This window comes from Nocardioides sp. (assembly GCF_044226305.1).
GTDB lineage: Bacteria > Actinomycetota > Actinomycetes > Propionibacteriales > Nocardioidaceae > Nocardioides.
In genome coordinates this window covers 92,332-119,006 of record NZ_JBGAHF010000010.1, presented here as the reverse complement: position 1 = coordinate 119,006, position 26,675 = coordinate 92,332, and the positions used below count along the sequence as shown (strand labels likewise).

At 73.3% G+C, this 26,675-nt stretch carries 26 protein-coding genes and 1 pseudogene; 24 read left to right on the top strand and 3 right to left on the bottom strand.

Annotated elements, in window-relative coordinates; all coding sequences use genetic code 11:
- Positions 1-14: 14 nt before the first annotated feature.
- The 7 genes from ftsY (at position 15) to ACILQ5_RS12655 (ending at position 7,724) form a co-directional block, all read left to right on the top strand.
- Complete coding sequence (ftsY, locus tag ACILQ5_RS12685) at positions 15-1,163, top strand: signal recognition particle-docking protein FtsY (protein WP_395658365.1); 1,149 nt, start codon at positions 15-17, stop codon at positions 1,161-1,163.
- 234 nt (positions 1,164-1,397) lie between these two features.
- Positions 1,398-2,681 (top strand): ammonium transporter, encoded by a 1,284-nt coding sequence (locus ACILQ5_RS12680; protein ID WP_395658364.1) that lies wholly within the window; start codon positions 1,398-1,400, stop codon positions 2,679-2,681.
- Positions 2,678-3,016 (top strand): P-II family nitrogen regulator, encoded by a 339-nt coding sequence (locus tag ACILQ5_RS12675; RefSeq protein WP_395658363.1) that lies wholly within the window; start codon positions 2,678-2,680, stop codon positions 3,014-3,016. The genes ACILQ5_RS12680 and ACILQ5_RS12675 overlap by 4 nt, the downstream gene beginning before the upstream one ends.
- Before the next feature lie 139 nt (positions 3,017-3,155).
- Positions 3,156-3,497: a P-II family nitrogen regulator gene (locus ACILQ5_RS12670; protein WP_395658362.1), complete on the top strand. Its 342-nt coding sequence runs from the start codon at positions 3,156-3,158 to the stop codon at positions 3,495-3,497.
- A 31-nt stretch (positions 3,498-3,528) separates the two neighbouring features.
- Positions 3,529-5,760: a [protein-PII] uridylyltransferase gene (locus tag ACILQ5_RS12665; protein WP_395658361.1), complete on the top strand. Its 2,232-nt coding sequence runs from the start codon at positions 3,529-3,531 to the stop codon at positions 5,758-5,760.
- Positions 5,761-5,799: 39 nt separating this feature from the next.
- A complete protein-coding gene (gene ffh / locus ACILQ5_RS12660) occupies positions 5,800-7,362 on the top strand; it encodes a signal recognition particle protein (protein ID WP_395658360.1) in 1,563 nt (520 codons plus the stop codon).
- Positions 7,359-7,724: a hypothetical protein gene (locus ACILQ5_RS12655; RefSeq protein WP_395658359.1), complete on the top strand. Its 366-nt coding sequence runs from the start codon at positions 7,359-7,361 to the stop codon at positions 7,722-7,724. The genes ffh and ACILQ5_RS12655 overlap by 4 nt, the downstream gene beginning before the upstream one ends.
- Before the next feature lie 38 nt (positions 7,725-7,762).
- Here the strand turns inward: ACILQ5_RS12655 and ACILQ5_RS12650 are convergent, their stop codons facing one another.
- Positions 7,763-8,926 carry an ROK family protein gene (locus ACILQ5_RS12650; protein ID WP_395658358.1) on the bottom strand — a complete coding sequence of 388 codons (1,164 nt, stop codon included), beginning with the start codon at positions 8,924-8,926 and terminating at the stop codon, positions 7,763-7,765.
- A 132-nt stretch (positions 8,927-9,058) separates the two neighbouring features.
- On the opposite strand from ACILQ5_RS12650, the gene ACILQ5_RS12645 reads away from it, so the two are divergent.
- Positions 9,059-11,011 carry a glycoside hydrolase family 3 protein gene (locus ACILQ5_RS12645; RefSeq protein ID WP_395658357.1) on the top strand — a complete coding sequence of 651 codons (1,953 nt, stop codon included), beginning with the start codon at positions 9,059-9,061 and terminating at the stop codon, positions 11,009-11,011.
- A 48-nt stretch (positions 11,012-11,059) separates the two neighbouring features.
- The gene (locus ACILQ5_RS12640; RefSeq protein ID WP_395658356.1) at positions 11,060-12,145 is read left to right on the top strand and encodes an amidohydrolase family protein; all 1,086 of its coding nucleotides are present in this window, start codon (positions 11,060-11,062) and stop codon (positions 12,143-12,145) included.
- Positions 12,146-12,194: 49 nt separating this feature from the next.
- Here ACILQ5_RS12640 and ACILQ5_RS12635 read toward each other — a convergent pair whose 3' ends face one another.
- Positions 12,195-12,941: a hypothetical protein gene (locus ACILQ5_RS12635; RefSeq protein ID WP_395658355.1), complete on the bottom strand. Its 747-nt coding sequence runs from the start codon at positions 12,939-12,941 to the stop codon at positions 12,195-12,197.
- A gap of 180 nt (positions 12,942-13,121) precedes the next feature.
- Here ACILQ5_RS12635 and rpsP point away from each other — a divergent pair.
- The 14 genes and pseudogenes from rpsP to ACILQ5_RS12565 all read left to right on the top strand — a co-directional run.
- Positions 13,122-13,559 (top strand): annotated as a pseudogene (rpsP, locus tag ACILQ5_RS12630) (30S ribosomal protein S16); the annotation flags it as partial.
- 131 nt (positions 13,560-13,690) lie between these two features.
- Positions 13,691-13,933 carry an RNA-binding protein gene (locus ACILQ5_RS12625; RefSeq protein WP_395658415.1) on the top strand — a complete coding sequence of 81 codons (243 nt, stop codon included), beginning with the start codon at positions 13,691-13,693 and terminating at the stop codon, positions 13,931-13,933.
- 88 nt (positions 13,934-14,021) lie between these two features.
- Entirely contained in the window at positions 14,022-14,570 is a 549-nt protein-coding gene (rimM, locus tag ACILQ5_RS12620) for a ribosome maturation factor RimM (protein WP_395658354.1), read from the top strand.
- Positions 14,571-14,575: 5 nt separating this feature from the next.
- On the top strand, positions 14,576-15,727 hold the full coding sequence (trmD, locus tag ACILQ5_RS12615; RefSeq protein ID WP_395658353.1) for a tRNA (guanosine(37)-N1)-methyltransferase TrmD: 1,152 nt from the start codon (positions 14,576-14,578) through the stop codon (positions 15,725-15,727).
- Between the two features lie 184 nt (positions 15,728-15,911).
- Entirely contained in the window at positions 15,912-16,262 is a 351-nt protein-coding gene (gene rplS, locus ACILQ5_RS12610) for a 50S ribosomal protein L19 (RefSeq protein WP_395658352.1), read from the top strand.
- A gap of 49 nt (positions 16,263-16,311) precedes the next feature.
- The gene (lepB, locus tag ACILQ5_RS12605; protein ID WP_395658351.1) at positions 16,312-17,112 is read left to right on the top strand and encodes a signal peptidase I; all 801 of its coding nucleotides are present in this window, start codon (positions 16,312-16,314) and stop codon (positions 17,110-17,112) included.
- A gap of 38 nt (positions 17,113-17,150) precedes the next feature.
- Positions 17,151-17,900: a ribonuclease HII gene (locus tag ACILQ5_RS12600; protein ID WP_395658350.1), complete on the top strand. Its 750-nt coding sequence runs from the start codon at positions 17,151-17,153 to the stop codon at positions 17,898-17,900.
- A gap of 70 nt (positions 17,901-17,970) precedes the next feature.
- Positions 17,971-18,279 carry a DUF2469 domain-containing protein gene (locus ACILQ5_RS12595; RefSeq protein ID WP_331064681.1) on the top strand — a complete coding sequence of 103 codons (309 nt, stop codon included), beginning with the start codon at positions 17,971-17,973 and terminating at the stop codon, positions 18,277-18,279.
- Between the two features lie 70 nt (positions 18,280-18,349).
- On the top strand, positions 18,350-18,805 hold the full coding sequence (locus ACILQ5_RS12590) for a TadE/TadG family type IV pilus assembly protein (protein WP_395658349.1): 456 nt from the start codon (positions 18,350-18,352) through the stop codon (positions 18,803-18,805).
- Positions 18,806-18,836: 31 nt separating this feature from the next.
- Positions 18,837-20,444 carry a pilus assembly protein TadG-related protein gene (locus tag ACILQ5_RS12585; protein ID WP_395658348.1) on the top strand — a complete coding sequence of 536 codons (1,608 nt, stop codon included), beginning with the start codon at positions 18,837-18,839 and terminating at the stop codon, positions 20,442-20,444.
- Between the two features lie 115 nt (positions 20,445-20,559).
- Positions 20,560-20,937, top strand: coding sequence for a YraN family protein (locus tag ACILQ5_RS12580; protein ID WP_395658347.1), 378 nt, complete (start codon positions 20,560-20,562; stop codon positions 20,935-20,937).
- On the top strand, positions 20,937-22,526 hold the full coding sequence (locus ACILQ5_RS12575) for a YifB family Mg chelatase-like AAA ATPase (protein WP_395658346.1): 1,590 nt from the start codon (positions 20,937-20,939) through the stop codon (positions 22,524-22,526). Before ACILQ5_RS12580 ends, ACILQ5_RS12575 begins: the two co-directional genes overlap by 1 nt.
- Positions 22,523-23,635: a DNA-processing protein DprA gene (dprA, locus tag ACILQ5_RS12570; RefSeq protein WP_395658345.1), complete on the top strand. Its 1,113-nt coding sequence runs from the start codon at positions 22,523-22,525 to the stop codon at positions 23,633-23,635. Before ACILQ5_RS12575 ends, dprA begins: the two co-directional genes overlap by 4 nt.
- Positions 23,636-23,702: 67 nt before the next feature.
- Entirely contained in the window at positions 23,703-24,602 is a 900-nt protein-coding gene (locus ACILQ5_RS12565; protein WP_395658414.1) for a tyrosine recombinase XerC, read from the top strand.
- Here the strand turns inward: ACILQ5_RS12565 and ACILQ5_RS12560 are convergent.
- Positions 24,550-25,173, bottom strand: a complete 624-nt coding sequence (locus ACILQ5_RS12560) for a murein hydrolase activator EnvC family protein (protein ID WP_395658344.1) — start codon at positions 25,171-25,173, stop codon at positions 24,550-24,552. The two genes, ACILQ5_RS12565 and ACILQ5_RS12560, sit on opposite strands and share 53 nt — an antisense overlap.
- Positions 25,174-25,554: 381 nt before the next feature.
- Here ACILQ5_RS12560 and rpsB point away from each other — a divergent pair, with 381 nt between their 5' ends.
- Positions 25,555-26,655, top strand: coding sequence for a 30S ribosomal protein S2 (rpsB, locus tag ACILQ5_RS12555; protein WP_395658343.1), 1,101 nt, complete (start codon positions 25,555-25,557; stop codon positions 26,653-26,655).
- Positions 26,656-26,675 lie beyond the last annotated feature (20 nt).

Below are 26,675 nucleotides of genomic sequence, written 5' to 3'. Positions count from 1 at the left end.
GATTGGATGAGGCCATGGATTCCGTGGCCGTCCTGATCCTTGTCATCGCCCTCGTGGCGGTCGCCCTGGTGGCGAGCGTCGCGGGGCTGCTGGTGAGCCGCCGGCGCAAGCCGGCACCGCTGCCGGAGAGCCGCACCGGAGTGATCACCCGGCCTCCGGAGGAGGTCGAGCAGCCGCCGGTCGAGGCCGGCGCGCCGCCGGCGACCGTCGAGCCCGCGGCTCCCGAGGCCCCCGTCCTCGAGCGTCCGGAGGGCACGGCGTCCCGCCTGGTGCGCCTGCGCCAGCGGCTCGCCGGCTCGCAGGGTGCCCTCGGGCGGGGCCTGCTCGCCCTGCTCTCCCGCGACCGGCTGGACGAGGACACCTGGGAGTCGATCGAGGACACGCTGCTCACCGCCGACGTCGGCGTCGCTCCCACGCAGGAGCTGGTCGAGCGGCTGCGCACCCGGCTGCGGGTCGAGGGCGGACCGGTCGACGCCCGCGCCGTGCTGCGCGAGGAGCTCCTGACGCTGGTCGGGCCGGACATGGACCGCCGGCTCCAGGTGAGCGGCTCCGACGGGCACCCGGGCGTGGTGCTCGTGGTCGGCGTGAACGGCTCGGGCAAGACCACGACCGTCGGCAAGATCTCGCGCATCCTGGTCGCCGAGGACCGCTCGGTCGTCCTCGGTGCGGCCGACACCTTCCGTGCGGCCGCGGTCGAGCAGCTGGCCACCTGGGGGGAGCGGGTCGGCGTCGACGTCGTCCGCGGCCCCGAGGGCACCGACCCGGCGAGCGTGGCGTTCGAGGCGGTGAAGGAGGGCATCGACACCGGCGCCGACACCGTCATCGTCGACACCGCCGGCCGGCTCCAGAACAAGGCCGGCCTGATGGACGAGCTCGGCAAGGTCAAGCGCGTCATCGAGAAGCAGGTGCCGGTCACCGAGGTGCTGCTCGTCCTCGACGCCACCACCGGTCAGAACGGGCTGATCCAGGCCCGCGTCTTCAGCGAGGTCGTCAACGTCACCGGCATCGTCCTCACCAAGCTCGACGGCTCGGCCAAGGGTGGCATCGTCGTCCAGGTCCAGCGCGAGCTCGGCGTCCCGGTGAAGCTGGTCGGCCTCGGCGAGGGCGCCGACGACCTGGCGCCGTTCGACGCCGGCGCCTTCGTCGACGCGCTCCTGGGCTGAGCCCCCGGCCGGCCGCCGCTCGGTGAGCGTGGCCGGACCCCGGCCGTAACACGGAAGTAACACTCGCCGGGAACTCGTTGCACCGCCGCAACACGTGGCGGCGGGGCTTGAAACCTCGCACCCGGAGTCTGTTCCGCAATGGGGCCGACCCCGGGGTAGACAGCGCAGTCGCCGCCGACGTGGCCCTCCCGAGATGTGATCCCTGGAGGTTCAGTGGACGGCTACTACGCCTTCATGTTGGTGGCGACAGCCCTCGTCCTGATGATGACGACGCCCGCACTGGCACTGTTCTACGGCGGCATGAGCCGCTCGAAGTCGGTGCTGAACATGATGATGATGTCCTACCTTGCGTTGGGCGTCGTCGGCATCGTGTACGTGTTGTGGGGCTGGTCGATGACGTTCGGTCCCGACGACGTCGGGGGCGTGTTCGCGAACCCCTTCTCGTTGTGGGGCCTGAAGGACGTCACGTCGGACAGCTACATCTTCGTCGTCTTCCAGCTGACGTTCGCGGTCATCACGGCGGCGCTGATCTCGGGTGCGATCGCCGACCGCGTCAAGATGTCGGCCTGGGTGGTCTTCCTGCCCATCTGGGTCACCCTGTCCTACTTCCCGATCGGCCACATGGTCTGGGGTGGCGGCTTCATCTCCGAGCACTTCCACGCCCAGGACTACGCCGGTGGAACGGTCGTGCACATCAACGCCGGTATGGCCGGCCTGGTGCTGGCCCTGGTGATCGGCAAGCGGATCGGCTTCGGCAAGGAGCCGATGCGGCCGCACAACCTGACGCTCACCATGATCGGTGCCGGCCTCCTGTGGTTCGGCTGGTACGGCTTCAACGTGGGCTCGATCGTGCTCACCGGCGAGAGCGAGAAGTCGGACATCATCCAGTTCGGTTCGGAGACCGGTGTCACCTTCCTCAACACCACCATCGCCACCTGTGCCGCGATGCTCGGCTGGCTGCTGATGGAGCGGCTCCTGCACGGCAAGGCCACCTCGCTGGGCGCCGCGTCGGGCGTCGTCGCCGGCCTGGTCGCGATCACCCCCGCGTGCGGTGCGGTCAACCTGACCGGCGCCATCGCGATCGGTGCCATCGCCGGCATCGGCTGCGCCTGGGCGGTCGGCCTCAAGTTCAAGGTCGGCATGGACGACTCGCTCGACGTCGTCGGCGTCCACCTCGTCGGTGGTCTGCTCGGCACGATCCTGATCGGCCTGTTCTCCACGGCGAGCGCCCCCGGCGGCATCGACGGCCTCTTCTACGGAGGCGGCTTCGACTCGCTCTACGACCAGACCATGGCGGCCCTCATCGCCGTCGCGTGGTCCGGCGCCTTCACCCTGCTGATCGCGCTGGCGATCAAGTACACCCTCGGGTGGCGCATCAAGGAGGACGCCGAGGTCGAGGGCATCGACTTCGACCAGCACGGTGAGACGGCCTACGACCTGCACACCGGTCTGGGCAGCTCGTCCTCGTCGTCATCGGTCCTCGCCAAGAGCACCGTCACGGAGGGAGTCAACGCATGAAGCTCGTGACCGCGGTCATCAAGCCGCACAAGTGGGAGGACGTCCGCGAGGCGCTGGAGACCTTCGGCGTGACCGGCATGACGGTCAGCGAGGTCAGCGGCTACGGCCGCCAGAAGGGCCACACGGAGGTCTACCGGGGCGCGGAGTACGACATCGCGCTCGTGCCGAAGATCCGCATCGAGATCGTCGTCGGCGACGACGACGCCGACGACGTGGTCGGGATCGTCATGAAGACCGCCCAGACCGGCCGGATCGGCGACGGCAAGGTCTGGGTGAGCCCGGTCGACACGGTCGTGCGGGTCCGCACCGGCGACCGCGACGACGCCGCGCTGTGACCGGGCTGCCGTAGGCAGCCGCCGTGGACCGCTCGTGGCCCGGCTCCTCGCGCAGGGGCCGGGCCACGGCGCGCGTCGGGCATGATCGGACACCGAGCCGCGCCTCCGGGAGCGTGAGCCACCAGTCGAGGAGAAGTGCATGAAGCTCGTCACCGCGGTCATCAAGCCGCACAAGTGGGAGGACGCCCGCGCGGCCCTCGAGGCCGCCGGCGTGACCGGGATGACCGTCAGCGAGGTCAGCGGCTACGGGCGGCAGAAGGGCCACAAGGAGGTCTACCGCGGAGCGGAGTACGACGTCACGCTGGTGCCGAAGCTGCGCCTGGAGATCGTCGTGGCCGACGACGCCGAGGCCGACGCCCTCGTGGCGGCGATCGTCGGGTCCGCCGCCACCGGCCAGATCGGTGACGGCAAGGTCTGGGTCACGCCCGTCGAGTCGGCGGTGCGGGTGCGGACCGGCGAGCGGGACGAGGGCGCGCTCTGAGCACCCCGCGAGGACCCCGCACGAGCCTCTCGTGACCGCGTCCGACCGCGCCCGTCGTACCGCCGAGGCCGACGCGCTCTGCGTGCAGGCCTACGGCGACAGCGGCGGCCCGGACGCCGGGGCGGCGCTGGTGGCGGTGGGCGGCTACGGCCGCTCCGAGCTCGCACCGTGCTCGGACCTCGACCTCGTGCTGGTCTCGGACGAGGGTGTCGACGTCTCCGAGGTCGGCCGGCAGGTCTGGTACCCGCTGTGGGACTCGGGCACCAAGATCGACCACTCGGTGCGCACGATGCCCGAGATGCTGGTGGCCGCCGACGGCGACCTCAAGGTCGCGCTCGGGCTGCTCGACGTCCGGCACCTCGCCGGCGACCCCAACCTCACGCTGCGGTTGCGGACCACGATGCTCGCGCACTGGCGGCGCAGCTCCCGGGACCGGTTGCCTGCGTTGCGCGACCTGGTGCGGGCGCGGCACGAGCGGGTGGGCGAGCTCGCGCACCTGTCGGTGCCGGACCTGAAGGAGGCCGAGGGCGGCGTGCGTGACGCGACCGTCCTCAAGGCGCTGGTGGCGACCTGGCTGGTCGACGTCCCGCACGTCGAGCTCGAGCGCAGCCGGGTCGCGCTGCTCGACGTCCGCGACGCCGTCCAGGAGGCCGCCGGCCGGGCCACCGACCGGGTGGCCCCCGAGCTGTGGACCGAGGTCGCGCGCCGCCTGGACCTGGCCGACGCCCGTGCCGCGCAGGTGCACGTGCGCGAGCTCGGCCGGCGGATCGCCCACATCTCGCACCTGACCTGGCGGCGCGTCGACGCCGTGCTCGCCGAGCCGGTCTCCAAGCGCGGCCCGCGCCGCCCGCCGATGACCCCGCTCGCGCCCGGGGTGGCGCTGTCGGCGGGCGAGGTCGTCCTCGACCGGACCGCGCGCCCGGCCGAGGACCCGCTGCTGCTGCTGCGAGCGGCGACCGCCGCGGCCGAGCACGACGCCGTCCTGGCGCCCCCCACCGCCGCCCGCCTCGCCCGGGAGACCGCGCCGCTGCCGACCCCGTGGCCGACCGAGGCCCGCCAGCTCCTGGTGCGGCTGCTCGCCTCGGGCCGGGGCCTGCTCGGGGTCTGGGAGACCCTCGAGGAGACCGGCGCGCTGCCCGGCATCCTGCCCGAGTGGGAGCGGATCCGGCTGCTCCCGCACGCGTCCGCGATCCACCGCTTCACCGTCGACCGGCACGTCGTCGAGACCTGCGTCGAGGCGTCGGCGCTGATCCGCCAGGTCGCGCGGCCGGACGTGCTGATGGTCGCCGCGCTCCTGCACGACATCGGCAAGGGCAGCCTGACCGAGCACAGCGTGGCGGGGGAGCCGATCGCCCGCCGGATCGCCGAGCGGCTCGGGTTCGCGCCCGACGCCGTCGACCTGGTCGCGCGCCTGGTGCGCTGGCACCTCCTGCTGGCCGAGACCGCGACCACCCGCGACCCCGACGACCCGGCCACGGTCGACCAGCTCGTCTCCCGGCTGTGCAGCGTCGAGGCCCTCGACCTGCTGCTGGCCCTCACCGAGGCCGACGCCCGGGCCACGGCGCCGAAGGCCTGGTCCTCCTGGCGCTCCGGGCTGATCCGTGACCTGGCCCGCCGCACCCGGGCCGCCCTGGACTCCGGGGCCTCGCTGCCGCCGATCGTCACCGAGGACCTCGAGGTGCCGGCGGCGGTCCGTGGCGGCGCGGTGTCGATCGAGGTGGAACCCGCGGTCGACGGCTCCCGGGTGACCGTGGTCGCGCCGGACCGGGTCGGCCTGCTCGCCGACCTCGCCGCGACGTTCGCCCTGGTCCGGGTCCCGGTGCGGGCGGCCCGGGTGTGGGCGCAGGACCAGTACGGCGTCTCGGTGTGGGAGGTGGCCACCCCTGACCTGGAGGCGGGCGTGCTGCGGCAGCGGTACGACGCGCTCGTCGAGGGCCGGGTCGACGTGGCCCGGCGGCTGGGCGGCGGGGGACCGGCCGCGCTCGAGCCGGCGGTCGCCGTACGCCCGGAGGCCTCGGATCAGGCGACCGTCCTCGAGGTGCGGACCGCCGACCGCCCGGGCGTGGTCTACCAGGTCTGCGCGGCGCTGGCGGCCCTGGACGTCGCCGTGCGCTCGGCGCACGTCGACACCCTCGGGCCGCAGGCGGTCGACGTGTTCTACCTCCAGGAGGCCTCGGCCGGGGCGCTCAGCGAGACCCGGGCCGCCGACGCGGCGCACGCGGTGCGTGCCGCGCTTTCGGGTCCGGCACCGGCGCCCCGTTAGGCTGGGGTGACGCACCGTACGACTGCTGAGGGACTCTCTTTGTTCGCGACACTCTCCGACCGGCTCGCCGACACCTTCAAGAACCTCCGGGGCAAGGGTCGGCTCTCCGAGGCCGACATCGACGCCACCGCACGCGAGATCCGCATCGCGCTGCTCGAGGCCGACGTCGCGCTGCCCGTCGTCAAGGAGTTCGTCGCCGCGGTCAAGGAGCGGGCCCGGGGCGAGGAGGTCAGCCAGGCGCTGAACCCCGCCCAGCAGGTCGTCAAGATCGTCAACGAGGAGCTCGTCACCATCCTCGGCGGCGAGACCCGCCGGCTGCGCTACGCCAAGACCGGCCCCACGGTCATCATGCTCGCGGGCCTCCAGGGCGCCGGCAAGACGACGCTGGCCGCGAAGCTCGCGCTGTGGCTCAAGGAGCAGGGCCGGAGCCCGATGCTCGTCGCCGCCGACCTCCAGCGCCCCAACGCGGTCAACCAGCTCCAGGTCAACGGCGAGCGTGCCGGCGTCACCGTCTTCGCGCCCGAGCCCGGCAACGGCGTCGGCGACCCGGTCGCGGTCGCGCGGCAGTCGATCGAGGAGGCCAAGCGCACCCTCCACGACACCGTCATCGTCGACACCGCCGGCCGCCTCGGCGTCGACGCGGAGATGATGCAGCAGGCCGCGGACATCCGCGACGCCGTGTCGCCCGACGAGGTGCTCTTCGTCGTCGACGCCATGATCGGCCAGGACGCGGTCACGACCGCGCAGGCGTTCCTCGACGGCGTCGGGTACGACGGCGTGGTCCTCACCAAGCTCGACGGCGACGCCCGCGGTGGTGCCGCGCTGTCGATCGCCTCGATCACCGGCAAGCCGGTCATGTTCGCCTCCAACGGCGAGAAGCTGACCGACTTCGACCTCTTCCACCCCGACCGGATGGCCTCGCGCATCCTCGACATGGGCGACGTGATGACGCTCATCGAGCAGGCCGAGAAGGCGTTCGACGCCGAGCAGGCGGCGAAGGCGGCCGGCAAGCTGCAGACCGGTGACTTCACCCTCGACGACTTCCTCGAGCAGATGCAGCAGGTCCGCAAGCTCGGCTCGATGTCGAAGATCATGGGGATGCTGCCCGGGATGGGGCAGTTCCGCGAGCAGCTCGAGAACTTCGACGAGCGCGAGATCGACCGGATCCAGGCGATCATCCAGTCCATGACGCCGGCCGAGCGGGCCAACCCGAAGGTGATCGACGGCTCCCGGCGGGCTCGGATCGCCCGCGGTTCGGGCCGCCAGGTCTCCGACGTCAACCAGCTCGTCGACCGGTTCTTCGAGGCACGGAAGATGATGCAGTCGCTCGCCAACGGCGGCGGCGTGCCCGGGATGCCGGGCCTGCCCGGCATGGGCGGCGGCAAGCGCTCGAAGGCCAAGCAGGCGCCGAAGAAGGCCAAGGGCCGCCGGGTCTCCGGCAACCCGGCCAAGGCCGCCCAGCAGGCAGCCGCGCAGAAGGAGCGCGCCGCGGCCGCCGGCGCCAACCCGTTCGGCCGGCCCGCCGGCGAGGAGCAGATCGACTACGAGAAGGCCGCGGCCGCCCTCGACCTGCCCAACGACTTCTCGAAGTACCTCAAGTGACCACCCTGGTGGTCGACGCCGCCAACGTCGTGGGCAGCCGCCCGGACGGCTGGTGGAACGACCGCGCGGGCGCGACCCGGCGGCTGCACGAGCGGCTGATGGTCGCCGACCTGCCGTACGACGAGGTAGTGCTCGTGCTCGAGGGCCAGGCCCGCGGCGCGGCCCGCGTGGGCCGGGACGGCCACCTCCGCACGGTGCACGCCCCCGGCGAGGGCGACGACACGATCGTCGCCCAGGCCAAGCTCGCCGTCGGCCAGGGCCGCCGGGTCACGGTGGTCACCGCCGACCGGATGCTCCAGGCGCGGGTCGGCGGCGTCGGCGCCCAGGCGCTCGGGCCGTCCTGGCTTTTCGACCAGCTCTGACCGACCAGCTCCGACCGGCCAGATCCGACCGGGCGGGTTCAGACCGCCACCCGCGCGTTCGCCAGGGAGACCGCCCCGACCAGCGAGGCCCGCTTGCCGAGCTCGCCGGGCACGATGCGCAGGGCGGCGGCGGTGTCCGGCTGCGCGTATCGGTCGACCGCGGCCCGGATCGCCTCGCGCAGCGCGGGGGAGGCGCCGGTCGAGCCGCCGACGACCACCACCTCGGGGTTGAGGGTGTTGCAGAGGTCGGCCAGCGCGCGCCCGACCGCCAGCCCGGCGTCGGAGATGACCCGCCGGACCCCGGCGTCCCCCTCGACCTCGAGCTCGAGCACCCGCTCGACCGAGAGCTCCTCGTCGTACGCCGGCTGGAGCACGCTCATCAGCCGGGACGCGGACACCAGCGTCTCGAGGCAGCCGCGGTTGCCGCAGCGGCACACCTGGCCGTCCTCGGCGACCTGGACGTGGCCGAGCTCGCCGGCGATGCCGGTCGTGCCGCGGTGCAGCCGGCCGCCGAGCACGATGCCGGCGCCCAGGCCGCTGGCGACCTTGACGTAGACGACGTCGGTCGCGCCCTTCGCCGCGCCGTGGCCCACCTCGGCCAGGGCCCCGAGGTTGGCGTCGTTGTCGGCGAACACCGGGACGCCCAGGCGCCGGTGGAGCTCCTCGGCGGGGGACAGCTCCCGCCAGCCGGGCAGGATCCGGGTGCGCACCCGGGCCGAGCGGCGGTCCAGTGGCGCCGGCACGCACATGCCGACCGCCCGCAGGTCGGCCGGCGGCACCTCCGCACCGTCCAGCGTGCGGCGGACCATGTCGGCGGCCCGGTCCAGAGCCGCCTCGCCGTCGAGGTCCACGTCGAGGACCACGGTCTCCTCGGCGAGCACGGCACCACGCCGGTCGGCGACGGCGACGCGGACGTGCCGGTGGCCGATGTCGACGCCGGCCACCCCGCCCGACGGCGTCGTCAGTGCCACCAGCAGGGGAGGACGGCCGCTGCCGCCCTTGTGCGGCCGGCCGCGGTCCGCGGTCTCCACGACGTGCCCGGTGGCGATCAGGTCGCCGACCAGGCTGGAGACGGTGGTCCGCGAGAGCCCGGTCCCGCGCACCAGGTCGGCGCGGCTCATCGGACCGTCGGCGGCCAGCAGCATGGTGATCGCCCGTCGGTTGGTCTCGCGCAGCCTTTCCAGCGAGCTCCCCTGCGGCATGGAGGAACGCTACGTCCATTCGTCCGAGGACCGCACTAAAAAGCCCGGGTCAGGCGATCTTTACGCATTGACCCGGAGTATTGGCCTCCCTACGTTGACGGGACCACTTCTTGATCGGGCAAGGAGACCCCCATGATCCGTGCTGCGCTCACCACGCTCGCCTGCGGTGCCCTCACCGCGGTGCTGCTGCAACCCACCGCCCCGGCGGCCGGGGACGACACCCCGCCGTACCAGGACCCCAGCCAGCCCACGGCCGTCCGGGTCGCGGACCTCCTGGGCCGGATGTCGCTGGCCGAGAAGGTCGGCCAGATGACGCAGGCCGAGCGGGCCGACGTCGCCGACGACCAGGGCGCCGTCACCGACGCCTACCTCGGCAGCCTGCTCTCGGGCGGCGGCTCGGTGCCGACCCCCAACACGCCCAAGGCGTGGGCCGACATGGTCGACACCTTCCAGCGGGCGGCGCTGGACACGCCACTCGGCATCCCGCTGCTCTACGGCGTCGACTCCGTCCACGGCCACGGCAACCTCCAGGGGGCGACGATCTTCCCCCACCACATCGGGCTCGGCGCCACCCGTGACCCGCGGCTGGTCGAGAGGATCGGCCACCTGACCGCGGAGGAGACCCGCGCGACCGGACCGCAGTGGGTGTTCGCGCCGTGCGTCTGCGTCGCCCGCGACGACCGCTGGGGTCGCACCTACGAGAGCTTCGGCGAGACCCCGTCGCTGGTCGAGTCGATGGAGACCGAGATCGACGGCCTGCAGGGCAAGCCCGGCCAGCTCGACCACGCCGACCGGGTGCTCGCGACCGCCAAGCACTTCGCGGGCGACGGGCTGACGTCGTACGACGCCACGAAGGCCGGCACCGGCGCCTACCCGATCGACCAGGGGATCGACCGGGTCACCCGGGCCGAGTTCGACCGGCTCGCGCTCGCGCCGTACTGGCCGGCCGTGCAGGAGCACCACGTCGGCTCGGTCATGCCGTCGTTCTCCAGCACCGACTTCAACGGCGGCAGCACCGACGACGCCGTCAAGATGCACGCGAACCACGAGCTGCTCACCGACGTGCTCAAGGGGGACATGGGCTTCGACGGCTTCGTGGTCTCCGACTGGCAGGCGGTCCGCCAGCTCCCGGGCACCTACGCCCAGCAGGTCGCGGCCTCGGTCAACGCCGGCGTCGACATGTTCATGGAGCCCTACTCCGGCAGCGCGACCGGCTACCGCGAGTTCATCGCGACCCTCACCGGCCTGGTGGAGGACCACACGGTCTCGGAGGAGCGCATCGACGACGCCGTGTCGCGGATCCTCACCGCGAAGTTCGAGCTCGGGCTCTTCGAGCACCCGTTCACCGACCGCAGCCACCTCTCCCAGGTCGGCAGCCCGGCCCACCACCGGGTCGCGCGGCGCGCGGCCGCCGAGAGCCAGGTGCTGCTCCGCAACGCCCGGCACACGCTGCCGCTCACGCCGCGGACCGACGTCTACGTCGCCGGCAGCAACGCCGACAACATCGGCAACCAGGCCGGCGGCTGGACGCTGACCTGGCAGGGCGGCTCGACCAACGTCGTCCCCGGCACCACGATCCTCGACGGGATCCGGCAGGACGCGAAGGGATCGGTGCGCTACAGCGAGGACGCGTCGCGGCCGATCCCGCGCAAGGCGGTCGGTGTCGTGGTCGTCGGCGAGACGCCGTACGCCGAGGGCTTCGGTGACGTCGGTGGTCCGCAGTGGGCCTACGACCCGGCCGACCACAACGTGCCACGGCAGCCGCAGACCATGCAGCTCTCCGCCGCGGACCGCGAGGCCGTCGAGACCGTCTGCGCCGCGACGACCTCCTGCACCGTGCTCGTGGTCTCCGGGCGACCGGTGGTGATCCCGCCGGACCTGCTCGCGCAGACCGACGCGCTGGTCGCGTCCTGGCTGCCGGGCAGCGAGGGCGCCGGTGTCGCGGACGCGCTGTTCGGGAAGCGACCCTTCACCGGGAAGCTCCCGGTCAGCTGGCCGCGCACGCTGGACCAGGAGCCGATCAACGTCGGCGACCCCGGCTACGACCCGCTCTACCCCTACGGCTTCGGCCTGCGGGCCCGCTGACCTCGACCAGCGGGAGACGTGCCCCGGACGGCGAGTAGCGTCCGGGGCATGTCTGCGTCCGCGCTCAGGTTCTCCGGCCCGGTGCTGCCCGACGGGGAGGCCCGCGACCTCTACGTCCTCGACGGTGTCGTCACCCACGAGCCCGTGGCCGGAGCCGACCGGGCCGTGGACGGCTGGATCGTCCCGGGCCTCGTCGACGCGCACTGCCACCTCGGCCTCGACGACGACGGGGCGATCTCCGACGAGGCGACCGAGGAGCAGGCCGTCGCCGACCGGGACGCCGGAGCGCTGCTGATCCGCGACTGCGGCTCGGCGGCCGACACCGCGTGGGTCCACGAGCGCGAGGACCTGCCGCGCCTCGTCCGGGCCGGACGACACATCGCCCGGACGAAGCGCTACATCCGCAACTACGCCCACGAGGTGGAGCCCGACGACCTGCCGGCGTACGTCGCGCAGGAGGCGCAGCGCGGCGACGGCTGGGTCAAGCTCGTCGGTGACTGGATCTCGCGGGAGGACGGCGACCTGCGGCCGTCGTTCCCGCCGGAGGCGTTCGCCGAGGCGATCCGGGTCGCCCACGAGCACGGCGCGAAGGTGACGGCGCACTGCTTCGGCCACGAGGTGCTGCAGGGGCTGCTGGACGCCGGCATCGACTGCGTCGAGCACGGGACCGGGCTGCACCAGGACCAGGTCGAGGCGATGGCCGAGCGCGGGGTCGCGCTGGTGCCGACGGTGATGCAGACCGACAAGTTCCCCGAGCACGCGAGCGGCGCGCGGCGCAGGTTCCCCGGCTACACGCGCACGATGACCGACCTGTTCGTCCGGCGGCGCGACACGCTGATGGCGGCGTACGAGGCCGGCGTGGCCCTGTACGCCGGCAGCGACGGAGGCGGCGTCACGCGGCACGGCAACATCGCCGGCGAGGTGATCGCCATGGCCGCGATGGGGCTCCCGACCGACTACGCGCTCGGTGCCGCGTCGTGGCGCGCACGCGCGTGGCTGGGCTGGAACGCCGGCCTGGACGAGGGTGCCCCGGCCGACTTCGTCGTCTACGACACGAACCCGCTCGAGGACCTCTCGGTGCTGCTGCGGCCGGCCGCCGTCGTGCTGCGGGGCCGCGTGGTGGCCCGCGCCTGAGCGGGAGTTCGGCGACGCCGGGTCGGGCGACCGGGTCGGGCCAGTCCGGTCAGACCCGCTTCGGGCGTGCGGGCCGGACGGACCAGAGCACCCCGGTCCAGATGAGGACGACCAGGCCGAGGAGGCCGAGGACCGACGGCACCAGCACGGCGACGAGGATCGCGACCACGAAGCTGCCGATCCGCGGGAAGGCGCTGATGAGCACGGTCCCGGCGGGGCCCTGGTCGGTCTGCACGCAGGTGATCTCGAGGTGCCCCGACCCCGGGTCGAAGCGCTGGAGGCCCTGGAAGTCGCCGTTGGAGTCGGACCGCGAGAACTCGCCGTCGACCGTGCGCAGCGGGATCGGCTGGCCCGTGTCGGCGTCGACCACCTCGCAAGACTGCGTGGTGGAGTCCATCCACAGCATCCGGTCGCGGTCGGTCCCGACCGACACGGTGTGCGGCTGACCGTCGGCGTCGACGGTGGTGTCGAAGTCGAGGAAGCCGGCCAGCAGCCAGACGAACATCGCGATGCCGAAGACGACCGCCACGACGATGAGCCCCGAGCCGAGCACGAACCACCCGGCGCTGGGCCGGTACTTCTGCGGCTTCTGCGGCCCGGGCGGGTAGCCCGGCGGCTGACCGGGCTGCTGGGGGTAGCCGGGCTGCTGGGGGTAGCCGGGCTGCTGGGGGTAGCCGGGCTGCTGGGGGTAGCCGGGCTGCTGGGGGTAGCCGGGCTGCTGACCCTGGGGGTAGCCGGGTGGGTACCCCGGCTGCTGGCCCGGGGGTGGTTCGTAGGGTGGGGGAGCGGAGCTCACAGGGTTCACTGTGCCCGATTTCTGGCTTCGGCGCGGTGTCTGGCAGACTTGGCCGCCGAGTCCTGCGCGCCCGGACCCTCTCATCCGGACGCTGCAGTGCCCATCGAGGACCCGAGCCGGTGCTTTCCCCACCTGGTGCGGCCCTCACCCACACACGAGTTCCGAGGAGACACCACAGACGTGGCCGTCAAGATCCGCTTGAAGCGCCTGGGCAAGGTCCGGGTGCCGCAGTACCGCATCGTCGTCGTCGACTCGCGCAAGAAGCGTGACGGTCGGGTGATCGAGGAGATCGGCAAGTACCACCCCAAGGAGAACCCGTCGTACATCGACGTCGTCTCCGAGCGGGCCCAGTACTGGCTCGGCGTCGGCGCGCAGCCGTCGGACGCCGTCGCGAAGATCCTCAAGATCACCGGTGACTGGCAGACGTTCAAGGGCCACTCCGGCACCGAGGGCACCCTCAAGGTCGCCGCTCCGAAGCCGGACAAGCTGGAGCTCTTCAACCAGGCCCTCAAGGACGCGCAGTCCGAGCCCCGGGGCGAGGCCGTGACCAAGAAGTCCGCCGCGAAGAAGAAGAGCGAGGCGCCCGCCGAGACCGCTGCCGAGGCTCCGGCCGAGGCCGCCGCCGAGGAGGCCCCGGCTCCGGTCCCGGCCGACGAGACGCCTGAGGGCGCCACCGTCGCCGCCGAGACGGCCGAGGCCGCCGAGGTCGACGCCGAGAAGTCGTCCGAGAAGGCAGAGTCCTGAGCGTGATGCTCGCCGAGGCGCTCGAGCACCTGGTGCGTGGCGTCGTCGACCACCCTGACGACGTGAGCGTGCGGGACAAGCAGCTGCGCCGCGGCTCGATCCTCGAGGTGCGCGTGCACCCCGAGGACCTCGGCAAGGTCATCGGTCGGAACGGTCGCACCGCGACCGCCTTCCGCACGGTGGTCTCCGCGCTCGCGGGGCGCGGCGGGGCCCGGGTCGACTTCGTCGACACCGACCGGCGCCGCTGACCGACGCAGCGCACGCGCAGCAGACGCGGTTGAATCGGGTGCCGCCCTCCGGGGCGGCACCCGTTCGCATCTCCAGGGAGGACCCGCAGTGGAGACCATCGAGGTCCTGGTGGGCCGGATCGGCAAGCCGCACGGCCTGCGCGGTGACGTGACCGTCGACGTCCGCACCGACGAGCCCGAGCGGCGCTTCGCCGCCGGTGCGGTGCTGCGCGCCGAGCCGCCGCGCGGCTCGCACTCGCCGCTGCGCACTCTCACCGTGTCGGACTCGCGCCGGCACCAGTCGGTGCTCCTGGTCCGGTTCGCCGAGGTCCCGGACCGGGCCGCGGCGGAGGCCGCCCGCGGGATCCTCCTGTACGCCGACCTCCCCGCCGACGCCACGCCGGACGACCCCGACGAGTACTACGACCACCAGCTGATCGGCCTCGCGGCGTACGACCTGGACGGGACCGCCCTCGGCGAGGTCGTGTCCCTCGTGCACGGCGGCGCGCAGGACCTGCTGACCGTCCGGACCCCCGCCGGGCGCGACGCGCTGGTGCCGTTCGTCAAGGCCCTGGTCCCCGAGGTCGACCTCGCCGCCGGACGGCTCGTCGTCGCCGACCGGCCGGGACTGGTGACGCCGCTGCCCGAGGACGGCTGAGCGCCGTGATCATCGACGTCGTCACGATCTTCCCCGGCTATCTCGCCCCGCTGGAGCTCTCGCTCGCGGGCAAGGCGCGGGAGAAGGGGCTGCTCGACGTCCGGGTCCACGACCTACGGCAGTGGACCCACGACCGGCACCGCACGGTCGACGACACCCCGTACGGCGGCGGGGCCGGCATGGTGATGAAGCCGGAGCCGTGGGGTGAGGCCTTCGACGCGCTCGACGTCGCCGGAGCGACCGTCGTGTTCCCGACCCCCTCGGGCCGGCCGTTCACCCAGGCGCTCGCCCGGGACCTCGCGACCCGGGAGCGGCTGGTGTTCGCGTGCGGGCGCTACGAGGGGATCGACCAGCGCGTGATCGACGACGTCGCGGGCCGCGCCGAGGTCGTCGAGGTGTCGCTCGGCGACTACGTCCTCAACGGCGGCGAAGTGGCCGCGCTCGCCATCACCGAGGCGGTCGTGCGGCTGCTGCCCGGGTTCATGGGCAACGCGGCGTCGCTGGTCGAGGAGTCCCACGAGGACGGCCTCCTGGAGTACCCCGTCTACACCAAGCCGCCGTCCTGGCGCGGTCACGACGTCCCGCCGGTGCTGCTGTCGGGCGACCACGCCGCGATCGCCGCCTGGCGCCACGACCTGGCCGTGCGCCGCACGACGGAGCGGCGACCCGACCTCGCGCACCCGTCGGTCCTGCTCGACGGCGTGGAGGTCCGCCCGGCCCAGCCCTCCGACGCCGGGGAGCTCTACGTCCTCCAGCGCGCCTGCTGGGTGCAGGAGCAGCACGACAACCCGGGCGTGCGGATCCCCGCACTGCACGAGACGTACGACGACCTGCGCGACTGGATCCTGCGCGACACGGTCCTGGTCGCCCGTTCGGCCGGCCGACTGGTCGGTGCCGTCCGGGGCGGGCTCGACGGCGAGGCCTGGGAGATCGGCCGGCTGATGGTGGCGCCGGACCTCGCCGGCCGCGGTCTCGGCCGCGACCTGCTCGCGCGGATGGAGGCGCTGGCGCCCGAGTCGGCGACGTCGTACGCCCTGTTCACCGGGGCGGGCAGCGCGCGCAACCAGCGGATGTACAAGAAGGCGGGCTACCGGCTGTCCGGCGCCGGCCCGATCGACGGCGCCGTCCGGATGACCAAGCGGATTTCCCGGCCCTGACCGCCCTGTGGCAGACTTGACCCTCGGTCCAGCCGGCCAAACACGGATCGCCCGACAGACTCGTCCGAGGGGGTCCGCACCGGTTCCTGCCACAGGGGGAACACGGCGCCGCCGGTCACCAGTGCTGGGCCTCCGACTGAACGTTCCGTACCGCGGCTGACCTGTGGCACTCGCGAGGAGAGACATGAGCAACGTCATCGCCGAGCTCGGCAACTCGATCAAGCGCACCGACGTCCCGGACTTCCGGGCCGGTGACACCATCAAGGTCCACGTGAAGGTCGTCGAGGGCAACCGCTCCCGCATCCAGGTCTTCCAGGGCGTCGTCATCCGCGTCCAGGGCTCCGGCATCGGCCGCAGCTTCACCGTCCGCAAGGTCTCCTTCGGCGTCGGTGTCGAGCGCACCTTCCCGCTGAACTCCCCGATCTTCGAGGAGATCGAGGTCGTCACCCGCGGTGACGTCCGCCGGGCGAAGCTGTACTACCTGCGCAACCTGCGCGGCAAGAAGGCGAAGATCAAGGAGCGCCGCGAGGCCTGAGACCGGCCCCTCCAGGCTTCTCTCAGCCACCGCCGCTAGCCTCGCCACCGTGAGCTCCGACGACCGCGACCCGACTGCCGTCACCGAACCCGACGAGTCAGGGCCGCGGTCGTCGCACGTCACGACCACCGAGCCGCCGAAGAAGAAGCACCTGCCCGTGTGGCAGGAGACGATCCTGCTCCTCGGCATCGCGCTCGTGCTCGCGATCGTCATCAAGGCGCTGTTCGTGCAGGCCTTCTACATCCCCTCGGAGTCGATGGAGCCGGGGCTGGTCAAGAACGACCGGATCCTGGTCCAGAAGATGTCCTACTGGTTCGGCGGCAGCCCGGAGCGCGGCGACGTCGTCGTCTTCGGGGACCCCGGCGGCTGGCTCAACGCCGAGGAGTCGGCCGGGCCGACCAGCGGCGTGGCGAAGGTGCTGTCCAAGGTGGGGCTCTACCCCTCGGGCGGCCACCTGGTGAAGCGCGTGATCGGCGTCGCCGGCGACACCATCAAGTGCTGCGACGACCAGGGCCGGCTGATGGTCAACGGCGAGCCCCTCGACGAGAAGGAGTACGCCCGCCTCGGCGGGGCGGACTGCTACGGGCCGATGCCGACCGGCAGCTCGCACTGCAACTGGCAGGTCGGGCCGGTGCCGGAGGGGCACGTCTTCGTGATGGGGGACAACCGCAACAACTCCGCGGACTCCACCGTGCACATGTGCCTGAGGTCCGACCGCGACTGCACCAAGAACCCGTACGTCGACGTCTCGGACGTCGTGGGCAAGGTGTTCGTGCTCCTCTGGCCGAGCGACCACTTCACGTTCATCCACCGTCCCGACACGTTCGCAGACGTCCCCGACGCATCCTGAGCCCGAGCCCGGGTCTCGACATCGCTAGGGTCGGTGCCATGAGCCCGGCTCCACCTCCGTCGCTGCGGGTCGAGCGCCGGCTCCTGCGCGGCGGCCTGGCCTCGTTGGCCGGTACCGACGAGGTCGGCCGTGGTGCCCTGTGCGGGCCGGTGACGGTGGGGGCGGTGCTCGTCACCGAGCAGACCCGGACCGCGCCACAAGGGGTGCGCGACAGCAAGCTGCTGACACCCGAGGCGCGGCGACGCCTGGTGCCGCGGATCCAGCGCTGGGCGGCGGCGTACGGCGTCGGCCACGCCTCGCCCCAGGAGATCGACCGCTACGGGATCATCGTGGCGCTCCGGCTGGCGGGCCACCGCGCGCTCGTCGAGCTGGCCACCGAGCCGGGGTCGGTCCTGCTCGACGGCAACCACGACTACCTCAGCCCGCCGGCGCAGGCGTCGATGCTCGAGCCGCCGCTGGTGCTGGAGCGGGTGCCGCCGGTCGTCACGATGGTCAAGGCCGACCTGCGCTGCGCGGCGGTCGCGGCCGCGAGCATCCTCGCGAAGACCGCCCGCGACGACATCATGGTGGGGCTGGCTGCCGAGCACCCGGAGTACCACTGGGTCGACAACAAGGGCTACGCCGCGCCCGAGCACCTCGCGGCCCTCGCCCGCCTCGGCCCGACCCCCCACCACCGGGTCTCGTGGAGCCTGCCGGGTCGGCTCCCGGACCCGTTCGACGCCGTGACGGTGGAGGAGAGCGGCGTGGCGCTGCCCGTCCCCGACGCCGGGATAGAGTCGGCGTCGTGAACACCCCACGAAATCGCGCGACGAGGGCGCTGTGCGCGGAGGCCCGCTTCCGCGGGGACCCCGGAACAGCATGAGCGCCGAGGACCTCGAACGGTACGAGACCGAGATGGAGCTGACGCTCTACCGCGAGTACCGCGACGTCGTCGGGATCTTCAAGTACGTCGTCGAGACCGACCGCCGGTTCTACCTCTGCAACCAGGTCGACGTGAAGGCGCGCACCGAGGCCGGTGACGTGTTCTTCGAGGTCTCGATGAGCGACGCCTGGGTCTGGGACATGTACCGCCCGGCCCGGTTCGCGAAGAACGTGAAGGTGCTGACGTTCAAGGACGTCAACGTCGAGGAGCTCAGCCCCTCCGAGATCGACCCGCCCAAGGCCTGATCGGGCTCCTGGACCAGACCAGGGGGAGAGCGCTCACCCTTCTGGGTATGACCCGCGCATGGGTGGAGGGGTGACCCGGCGTCCTCGCAGGAGCGAGCGGGGCGCCGCGGCGGTCGAGTTCGCGCTCGTGGTGCCGTTCCTGCTGCTGATCCTGTTCGGGGTCATCAGCTACGGCTACATGCTCAGCTTCCGGCAGGCGCTGAGCCAGGGCGCGGCCGAGGGGGCACGCGCGGCGGCGGTCTCGACCTCGTCGGACTCCGCGGGCCGGAGCGCCGCCGCCCTGTCCGCGCTGGACGACGCGCTCGACCTCTACGGGGTGTCGTGCTCCGGCGGGTCGCTGGTCAAGGGCGGCACCACCGTGGGCACCTGCTCGCTGACCGTCGCCGCGTGCGAGAACGACGCCACCGCGCAGTGCGCGACGCTGGCGGTCGACTACCGGTACGGCGACCACCCGCTGCTGCCCGACCTGCCGCTCGTCCCGCTGCCCGACGAGCTCTCCTACTCCGCCGTCGCCCGGGTGAGCTGAGGTGCGGCCCAGGGACGAGCAGGGGGCGGTGGTGCCCCTGGTCGCGGTGATGCTGACCGTCATCATCGCGGTCACCGCGCTCACGGTGGACATCGGTCGCCAGCGGGTCGCCCGCACCGACATGCAGTCGGTCGCCGACGTCGTCGCCCTCGACCTCGCCCGGGAGCTGGACGGCCGCTCCGCCTCCGCGATCTCCTCGACCCTCCAGGCAGCGGCCGACCGCAGCCTGGCGCGAAACGCGTCCGCCTCCGGCGACGGCATCGCGGTGACGCCCGAGCTGGGGACCCTGAGCCCGACCGGGGTGTTCTCCGTGGTCAGTGGGAGCACCAAGCCCGACGCGGTCCGGGTCACCGCCACCACGACGGTCGACTTCGCCTTCCGGCCCGGCACCGGCGGTGCCTCGCGCACCGCGATCGCCACCTCTCACCCCCAGGCCTGCTACAAGCTGGGGTCCTGGGGCGCCCGGCTGAGCACCTCCACTGACGCCAACGTGCTCTACCGGGTGCTCTCGGCGCACGGCGTCGGGGCGTCGGTCGGTGCGGTGACCTACCAGGGTCTCGCCGGCGCGCACGTGGACCTCAAGACCCTCGCGGCCGCGCTCGGCCTCGCCTCGCCCGAGGCGCTGGCGACGACGTCGGTGTCGGTCGCGACCCTGCTGAACGCGGTGGCCCAGGTCGTCGGCACCAACGGGTCGAGCTCGGCGCAGGTCGCCGCGCTGGACACGTTCCGTGCGAGTCTCGGCTCGCTCGCGGCGAAGCCGGTGGCGATCGGCAACCTGGTCAGCATCGCCACAGGCGCCGGCTCGGGGCTCAGCGGCGCGGTCAACCTCGCCGACCTGGTCGTCGGTGCCGTGCTGGTGGCGAACGGCAGCTCCGCCGTGTCGGTGCCCACCCTCCTCGCTGGCGTGCCGGGCATCGCCTCGTCGACGAGCTCCCTGACGCTCGTCCAGGCGGCCAAGACGGCGTGTGGCTTCGCTGGGTCGACGCCGAACTCCAGCAACCAGGTGGCACTCACCACGACCGCCACGCTGGCCGGCGGCCAGTCCCTGCTCACGTCGCTGGTCACCAGCATCACCGGGCTGGTGAGCATGCAGGTCAACCCGCTCTCCGGGAACCAGGTGACCCTGTCGCTCTCGTCAGCGACCGCGACCTCGTCGCTGACCGACGTGAGCTGCAACCGGGCGAAGAAGTCCGTGTCGGTCGCCACCTCCGGTGGTCTCCTGTCCGGCACCCTCACGGTGCCGGTGTCGGTCACGGTGACCAAGACGAGTCTGCCGCTGCCCCTGGTCACCACGGTGACCGGCACCATCAAGGTCAGCCTCACGTCATCCGCTCCCGCCTCGACGGTGTCGATCGCGGTCCCCACCCAGACCTACGACACCCCGTACAGCAACGGCGGTACGCAGGCGCAGCTTCCGTCGTCCACGACCACCACGATCATCGGGGCGGGCAGCCTCACGACGGCACAGGCGAACGATGTGCTGAACGCGGTCGCGCGGGCGGTGGTGGCGCCGCTCGTGACGTCGCTCAACGCGGAGGTGGTGGGCCCGCTGTCCGACCTGGCCGGCCTTCGCACCGCCGGGGCCGACGTCCTGCTGCTCGACCACCCGACCTGCTCGACCCCGGCGCTCCGGGGCTGACGACCCGCTCTCCGTCCACAAGTCGCCCCGGCGACAGCGTCGTCCACAGCCTTCGGCCGCCACCCTGCCGGCCGTCCCCGCCACCGAGGACGCTGGCGCGCAGGAGGTCGACGACATGACGCGAACGACGACGACGGCGGCGAGCAAGCAGGCGCTGGGCGCCTACGGCGAGACCCTCGCCGCGCGACACCTGGTCGGGCAGGGGATGGTGCTGCTCGACCGCAACTGGCGGTGCGAGGCGGGCGAGATCGACCTGGTGCTCCGCGACGGGGAGGTGCTCGTCGTGTGCGAGGTGAAGACCCGCACCAGCACCGACTTCGGCACCCCGCACGAGGCGGTGACCGACATCAAGGTCGCGCGGCTCCGCCGCCTGGCGACCCGGTGGCTGGAGGAGCGCGCTGTCGTCGCGCGCGACGTGCGGATCGACCTGGTCGCCGTCGTGCGCCCCCGGCGCGGAGCCTCGTCGGTCGACCATGTCCGGGGGATCGGCTGATGCCCTTCGCCACCGCCCACACCGTCTCGCTCCACGGTGCTGTCGGGCACCTCATCGACGTGCAGACCGACGTCTCGCCGGGCCAGGTCGGCGTGACGATGGTCGGCCGCGCGGACACCACGATCAACGAGAGCCGCGACCGGTGCCGGATGGCGATCGTCAACAGCCACTTCGACTGGCCGGCGACGCGGCGGATCACGATCCTGCTCTCGCCCGCCGACCTGCTCAAGCGCGGCACCCACTTCGACCTGGCGGTCGCCATCTCGGTGCTCGCGGCCGCCGGCACCGTGTCGCCGGTCGCGCTGGAGCACACGGCGTTCATCGGCGAGCTCACCCTCGACGGCAACCTGCGGGCGGTCGGCGGGGTGCTGCCGATGGTGCTCGCGGCGGCCGAGCGCGGCATCCGCGCCGTCTTCGTGCCGGAGCCGCAGGCGGGTGAGGCCGCGATGGTCCCGGACATGAGCGTGATCGGGGTCCGCTCGCTCGGTCAGGTGGTCGCGGTGCTCCGGGGTGACGACGAGCTGCCGGACGCGCCGCCGGTCGCCGAGATGTCCGGAGCGCGGCTGCTCGCCTGGCGGGGCCGCGAGCGTCTCGACGAGCTCGACCTCGCCGACCTGGTCGGCGTGGCCGACGCGCGCTTCGCGGTGGAGGTGGCCGCCGCCGGTGGCCACCACCTGCTGCTCTCCGGGCCCAAGGGGTGTGGCAAGACCAGCCTGGTCGAGCGCATCCCGGGGATCCTCCCGGACCTGACCCAGGAGGAGGCCCTGGAGCTGAGCGCGATCCAGTCCCTGGCCGGCACGCTCGACCCGGTGACGGGGTTCCCGACCCGGCCCCCGTTCTCGGCACCGCACCACGACGCCAGCAAGGCCAGCCTCATCGGCGGGGGCCTCGGCGTCGTCCACCCCGGTGAGGTCAGCAAGGCACACACGGGGGTGCTGTTCCTCGACGAGTTCCCCCTGTTTCGCTCCGACGTGATCGAGGCGCTGCGGCAACCCCTGGAGAACGGCGACGTGACGATCGCCCGTCGCGACGAGTCGGTCACCCTGCCGGCGCGCGGGATGGTCGTGCTCGCCGCGAACCCGTGCCCGTGCGGCGACTACACCGCCGACGTCCGGCAGAACACCTGCACCTGCCGGGCCGCCCAGCGCCGCGACTACCGCAACAAGGTGACCGGCCCGGTGGCGGACCGGGTCGACATCGTCCGCCACCTCCCGCCCCTGCGCCGGCCCGACGGTCCGGCCGACCTGGACCCGCCGGAGTCCACGGCCCGGGTCCGTCGCCGGGTCGAGGCCGCCCGGGCACGGCAGACCGAGCGCTACGTCGACGAGAGCTGGCGGCTCAACGGCCAGGCGTCGGGCCCGGTGCTGCGGGACCGCTGGCCCCTGACCAAGGCCGGGCAGCAGGCGGTCGACAAGCACCTCTACGACGGCCGGCTCAGCCGTCGCGGCGCGACCCGCGTGCACCGCCTCGCCTGGACCGTGGCGGACCTGCGCGGGCGCCCCCACCCCGGTCTCGAGGAGGTCGACACCGCGCTGCGACTGCGCCTGGGCGAGCCGCTGCTCCTCTCGATGCTGGAGCGGGCCGGGTGACCGGGCAGGGGGAGCGGCTCGCCCGGGTCGCCCTGTCCGTGGTCGCCGAGCCCGGCGACGACCGGCTCCTCGCGCTGGTGGAGCGCCTGGGCGCCGACCTGGTGCTCGACCGGCTCCGCTCCGAGGCCGCCCTCGCCCCGAGGTTCCACGGCCTGGAGCCCGCGCGGGTGCTCGACGACGCGGTGCGCGCCGGGCTCCGGTTCGTCGTCCCGGGCGACGAGGAGTGGCCCGCGTCGCTCGACGACCTGGCTGCCGTCGCCTCGCTCCAGCGCCGCGGTGGCGTCCCGGTGGGGTTGTGGGTCCGGGGGCCGGCGCGTCTGGACCGGCTGGCGGCCTCGGTCGCCGTGGTCGGGTCGAGGTCGGCCACGACCTACGGCGCCGACGTGGCCGCCGGCATCGGTGCCGACCTGGCCCACGCCGGGCGGCCCGTCGTCTCCGGGGGCGCCTTCGGCATCGACCAGGCCGCCCACCGCGGCGCGCTGGCGGCCGACGGGACGTCCGTCGCGGTGCTGGCCTGCGGGGCGGACCGGGTCTACCCGGAGGCCCACCGGCGGCTGATCGAGCACCTCGGTGCCGAGGGGGCGATCGTGTCGGAGACCGCGCCCGGGGGTGCCCCGATGCGGGTCCGCTTCCTCGCCCGCAACCGCCTGATCGCCGCGTTGACGACGGGCACGGTGGTGGTCGAGGCCGCGCTCCGCAGCGGTGCGCTCAACACCGCGAACTGGGCCGGCCGGCTCAACCGGCCGCTGATGGGGGTCCCCGGGCCGGTGACCAGTGGCAGCTCGCAGGGGGTCCACCAGCTGGTGCGCTCCGGAGCGGCCTCCCTGGTCACCTCCGGGGCCGACGTCCTGGAGGTGGTCGGGGCGATGGGCGAGCACCTCCAGGTCGAGCCCCGGGGGCCCGAGCGCCCGCGCGACCGGCTCAGCCACGACCAGCTCCAGGTGCTCGACGCCGTCCCCCTGGCGGCCGGCGCGGTCGTCGACTCGATCGCCCGGACCGCCGGTCTCGGTGTCGGTCCGGTGCGGGAGGCGCTCGGAGCGCTCGTCCGGCTCGACCTCGTCGAGCGGGAGGGATCCGGCTGGCGGCTCGCCGCGCCGGCTCGCGAGTGAGCGGTGGGGGAGTTCCTAGAGTGGTCGGGTGAGCGAGGACCAGGCGGCCGGAGAGCTCCCGGAGGCGATGTCGCAGGTGCTCGGCGAGTACGAGCGGCACCTCGTCTCCGAGCGCGACCTGACCCCGCACACCGTGCGCGCCTACGTCGCGGACGTCGCCGGGCTGCTCGACCACGCGGCGCGGCTCGGGCACGTCGAGGCGAGCACCGTCGACCTGCGCACCCTGCGCAGCTGGCTGGCCAAGCAGCAGACGCTCGGCCGGTCCCGGACCACCCTCGCCCGGCGGGCCACCGCTGCCCGGGTGTTCACCGCCTGGCTGGCCCGCACCGGGCGGGCCCCGCTCGACCAGGGCGCCAGCCTGGGGTCCCCCAAGGCGCACCGGACGCTGCCGCCGGTGCTGCGTGCCGACGAGGCGAGCGACCTGATCCGGGCGGCGGCCGAGCGCGCCGACGACGGCAGCGCGGTCGGCCTGCGCGACGTCGCGATGCTGGAGCTGCTCTACGCGACCGGCATCCGGGTCGGCGAGCTGGTCGGCCTCGACGTCGACGACGTCGACCGGGAGCGCAACGTGGTCCGCGTCCTCGGCAAGGGCCGCAAGGAGCGCACCGTGCCCTTCGGCCGGCCGGCGGCGCGGGCGCTGGACTTCTGGCTCCGGCAGGGCCGTCCTCGGCTCGCCGGTCCGGCCAGCGGCCCGGCGGTCTTCCTCGGCGCCCGCGGCGGCCGGATCGACCAGCGCGCGGTGCGGACGATGGTCCACCGGCGGATCGCGGAGGTGCCCGGCGCGCCCGACATCGGACCGCACGGGCTCCGGCACACGGCGGCCACCCACCTCCTCGAGGGCGGTGCCGACCTCCGCTCGGTGCAAGAGCTGCTCGGGCACGCCTCGCTCGCCACCACCCAGCTCTACACGCACGTCACCACGGACCGGCTGCGGCGGGCCTACCAGCAGGCCCACCCGCGAGCATGAGCGCGATCGGGGCGAGCCACCGGGCGGCGGGCAGGGGCACGGCGGCCCGGGCTGCTGCCGGGGCTCCGACCGGCTCGGCGCGCCACAGCGGGAGCAGTCGCACCGGCCCCGCGCCGACGAGGCGGAGCGGGTCGAGGTAGGTCGCGGCCCCCGCGATCCAGCCCCAGTGCAGGCAGGCCCGCGGCAGGCAGTGCGACCCCGCGACCCCCAGGCGTCCGATCCGGTCGCCCGCCGCGACGACCGTGCCGACGGCGACCGTGGCGTCGACCGGCTCGTAGGTCGTGCGGGTCGCGCCGTGGTCGACCACGATCACCCCGCGCCCGGCGAGCGCGCCGGCCCAGCTCACCGTCCCCGGGAGCGCCGAGCGCACCGGCTGCCCGGCTCTCCCGAGCAGGTCGACCCCCCGGTGGCCGGCGCCCCACGGGTCGTCGGGCGGGTCGAACCCGCGCACCACGGCGGGCTCGGGGACCAGCGGCCAGACGCCCGCCGGGTCGGCCCCGGCGGCGGAGGCGGGGCGCGGTGCGAGCAGCACCGCGAGGAGCGCGGTCAGGAGCGCGAGACGGGAGGCCATGGGACGATCGTGCGTCCTGTCGCGGACGACCGCAGCCGGCGCCGGCCCGCCTGTGGGCGACCGCGTCGGGAGCGGCGCTGTGGACGGTGTCCGGCGATTCGCCGGGCCCCCCGCCGGTCGACTACTCTGGTCGACGCAATCCTTGCGGATTGACTACGCACGCTCGCAGACCGCGACGGGCCCTGGACCTCCGAGGACCCGATCACCCGTGGGCGCGATCCTCAGTCCGGCTGAGCAACCAGCCGGTCGGGTCGCGCGCGGACGTCAGGGCCGACGGCACCCGCCCGAGGCAGCAACTGAAAACCACCGAGAGCACGTCCCTCGCCCACCTGCCGCAAGGTCGGGCCCACGAGGGTGCGGGCTCCGCACAAGGAGATCCACATGGCAGTCGTCACTATGCGTCAGCTCCTCGAGAGCGGCGTGCACTTCGGGCACCAGACCCGGCGCTGGAACCCGAAGATGAAGCGCTTCATCATGACCGAGCGCAATGGCATCTACATCATCGACCTGCAGCAGTCGCTGTCCTACATCGACCGCTCGTACGCGTTCATCAAGGAGACCGTCGCCAAGGGCGGGACCGTGATGTTCGTCGGCACCAAGAAGCAGGCCCAGGAGGCGATCGCCGAGCAGGCGACCCGCGTCGGGATGCCCTACGTCAACCAGCGCTGGCTCGGCGGCATGCTCACCAACTTCCAGACGGTGCACCAGCGGATCAACCGTCTCAAGGAGCTCGACGAGATCGACTTCGACGACGTGGCCGGCAGCAGCCGCACGAAGAAGGAGCTGCTCCAGATGCGCCGCGAGCGGGACAAGCTCAACAAGTCCCTCGGCGGCATCCGCGAGATGAGCCGGACCCCCGCGGCGGTCTGGATCGTCGACACGAACAAGGAGCACCTGGCCGTCGAGGAGGCGCGCAAGCTGCGCATCCCGATCGTCGGCATCCTGGACTCCAACTGCGACCCGGACCTCGTCGACTACCCGATCCCGGGCAACGACGACGCCATCCGCGCCGTGGGCCTGCTGACCCGCGTGGTCGCCGACGCCGTCGCCGAGGGCCTGATCGCCCGCTCCGGCGCGAAGGCGTCCGAGGGCACCGAGGCCGTGGGCGCCGAGGAGCCGCTGGCCGAGTGGGAGCGCGAGCTGCTGGGCGGCGAGGCCGAGAAGGCCGCCGTCGACGCCACCGGTGGCGACGCCGCAGCCGCGGAGGCCCCGGCCGCCGAGGCGACCGGCGCGTCCACCGAGGCTGCGGAGGCGACCGAGGCCGTCGAGGCGACCGAGGCCGCCACCGAGACGACCGAGGCCGCCACCGAGACGACCGAGGCCGCTGCTGAGCCCGAGGCTGCCGCCGAGGCCACCGAGACCGAGGCCGCCGCCGAGGCCACTGAGCCCGCGGCTGCCGCCGAGGCCACCGAGACCGAGGCCGCCGCCGAGGCCACTGAGCCCGCGGCTGCCGCCGAGGCCGAGCCCGCCGAGCAGGCCTGAGCCCCACCGTCACGACCTCC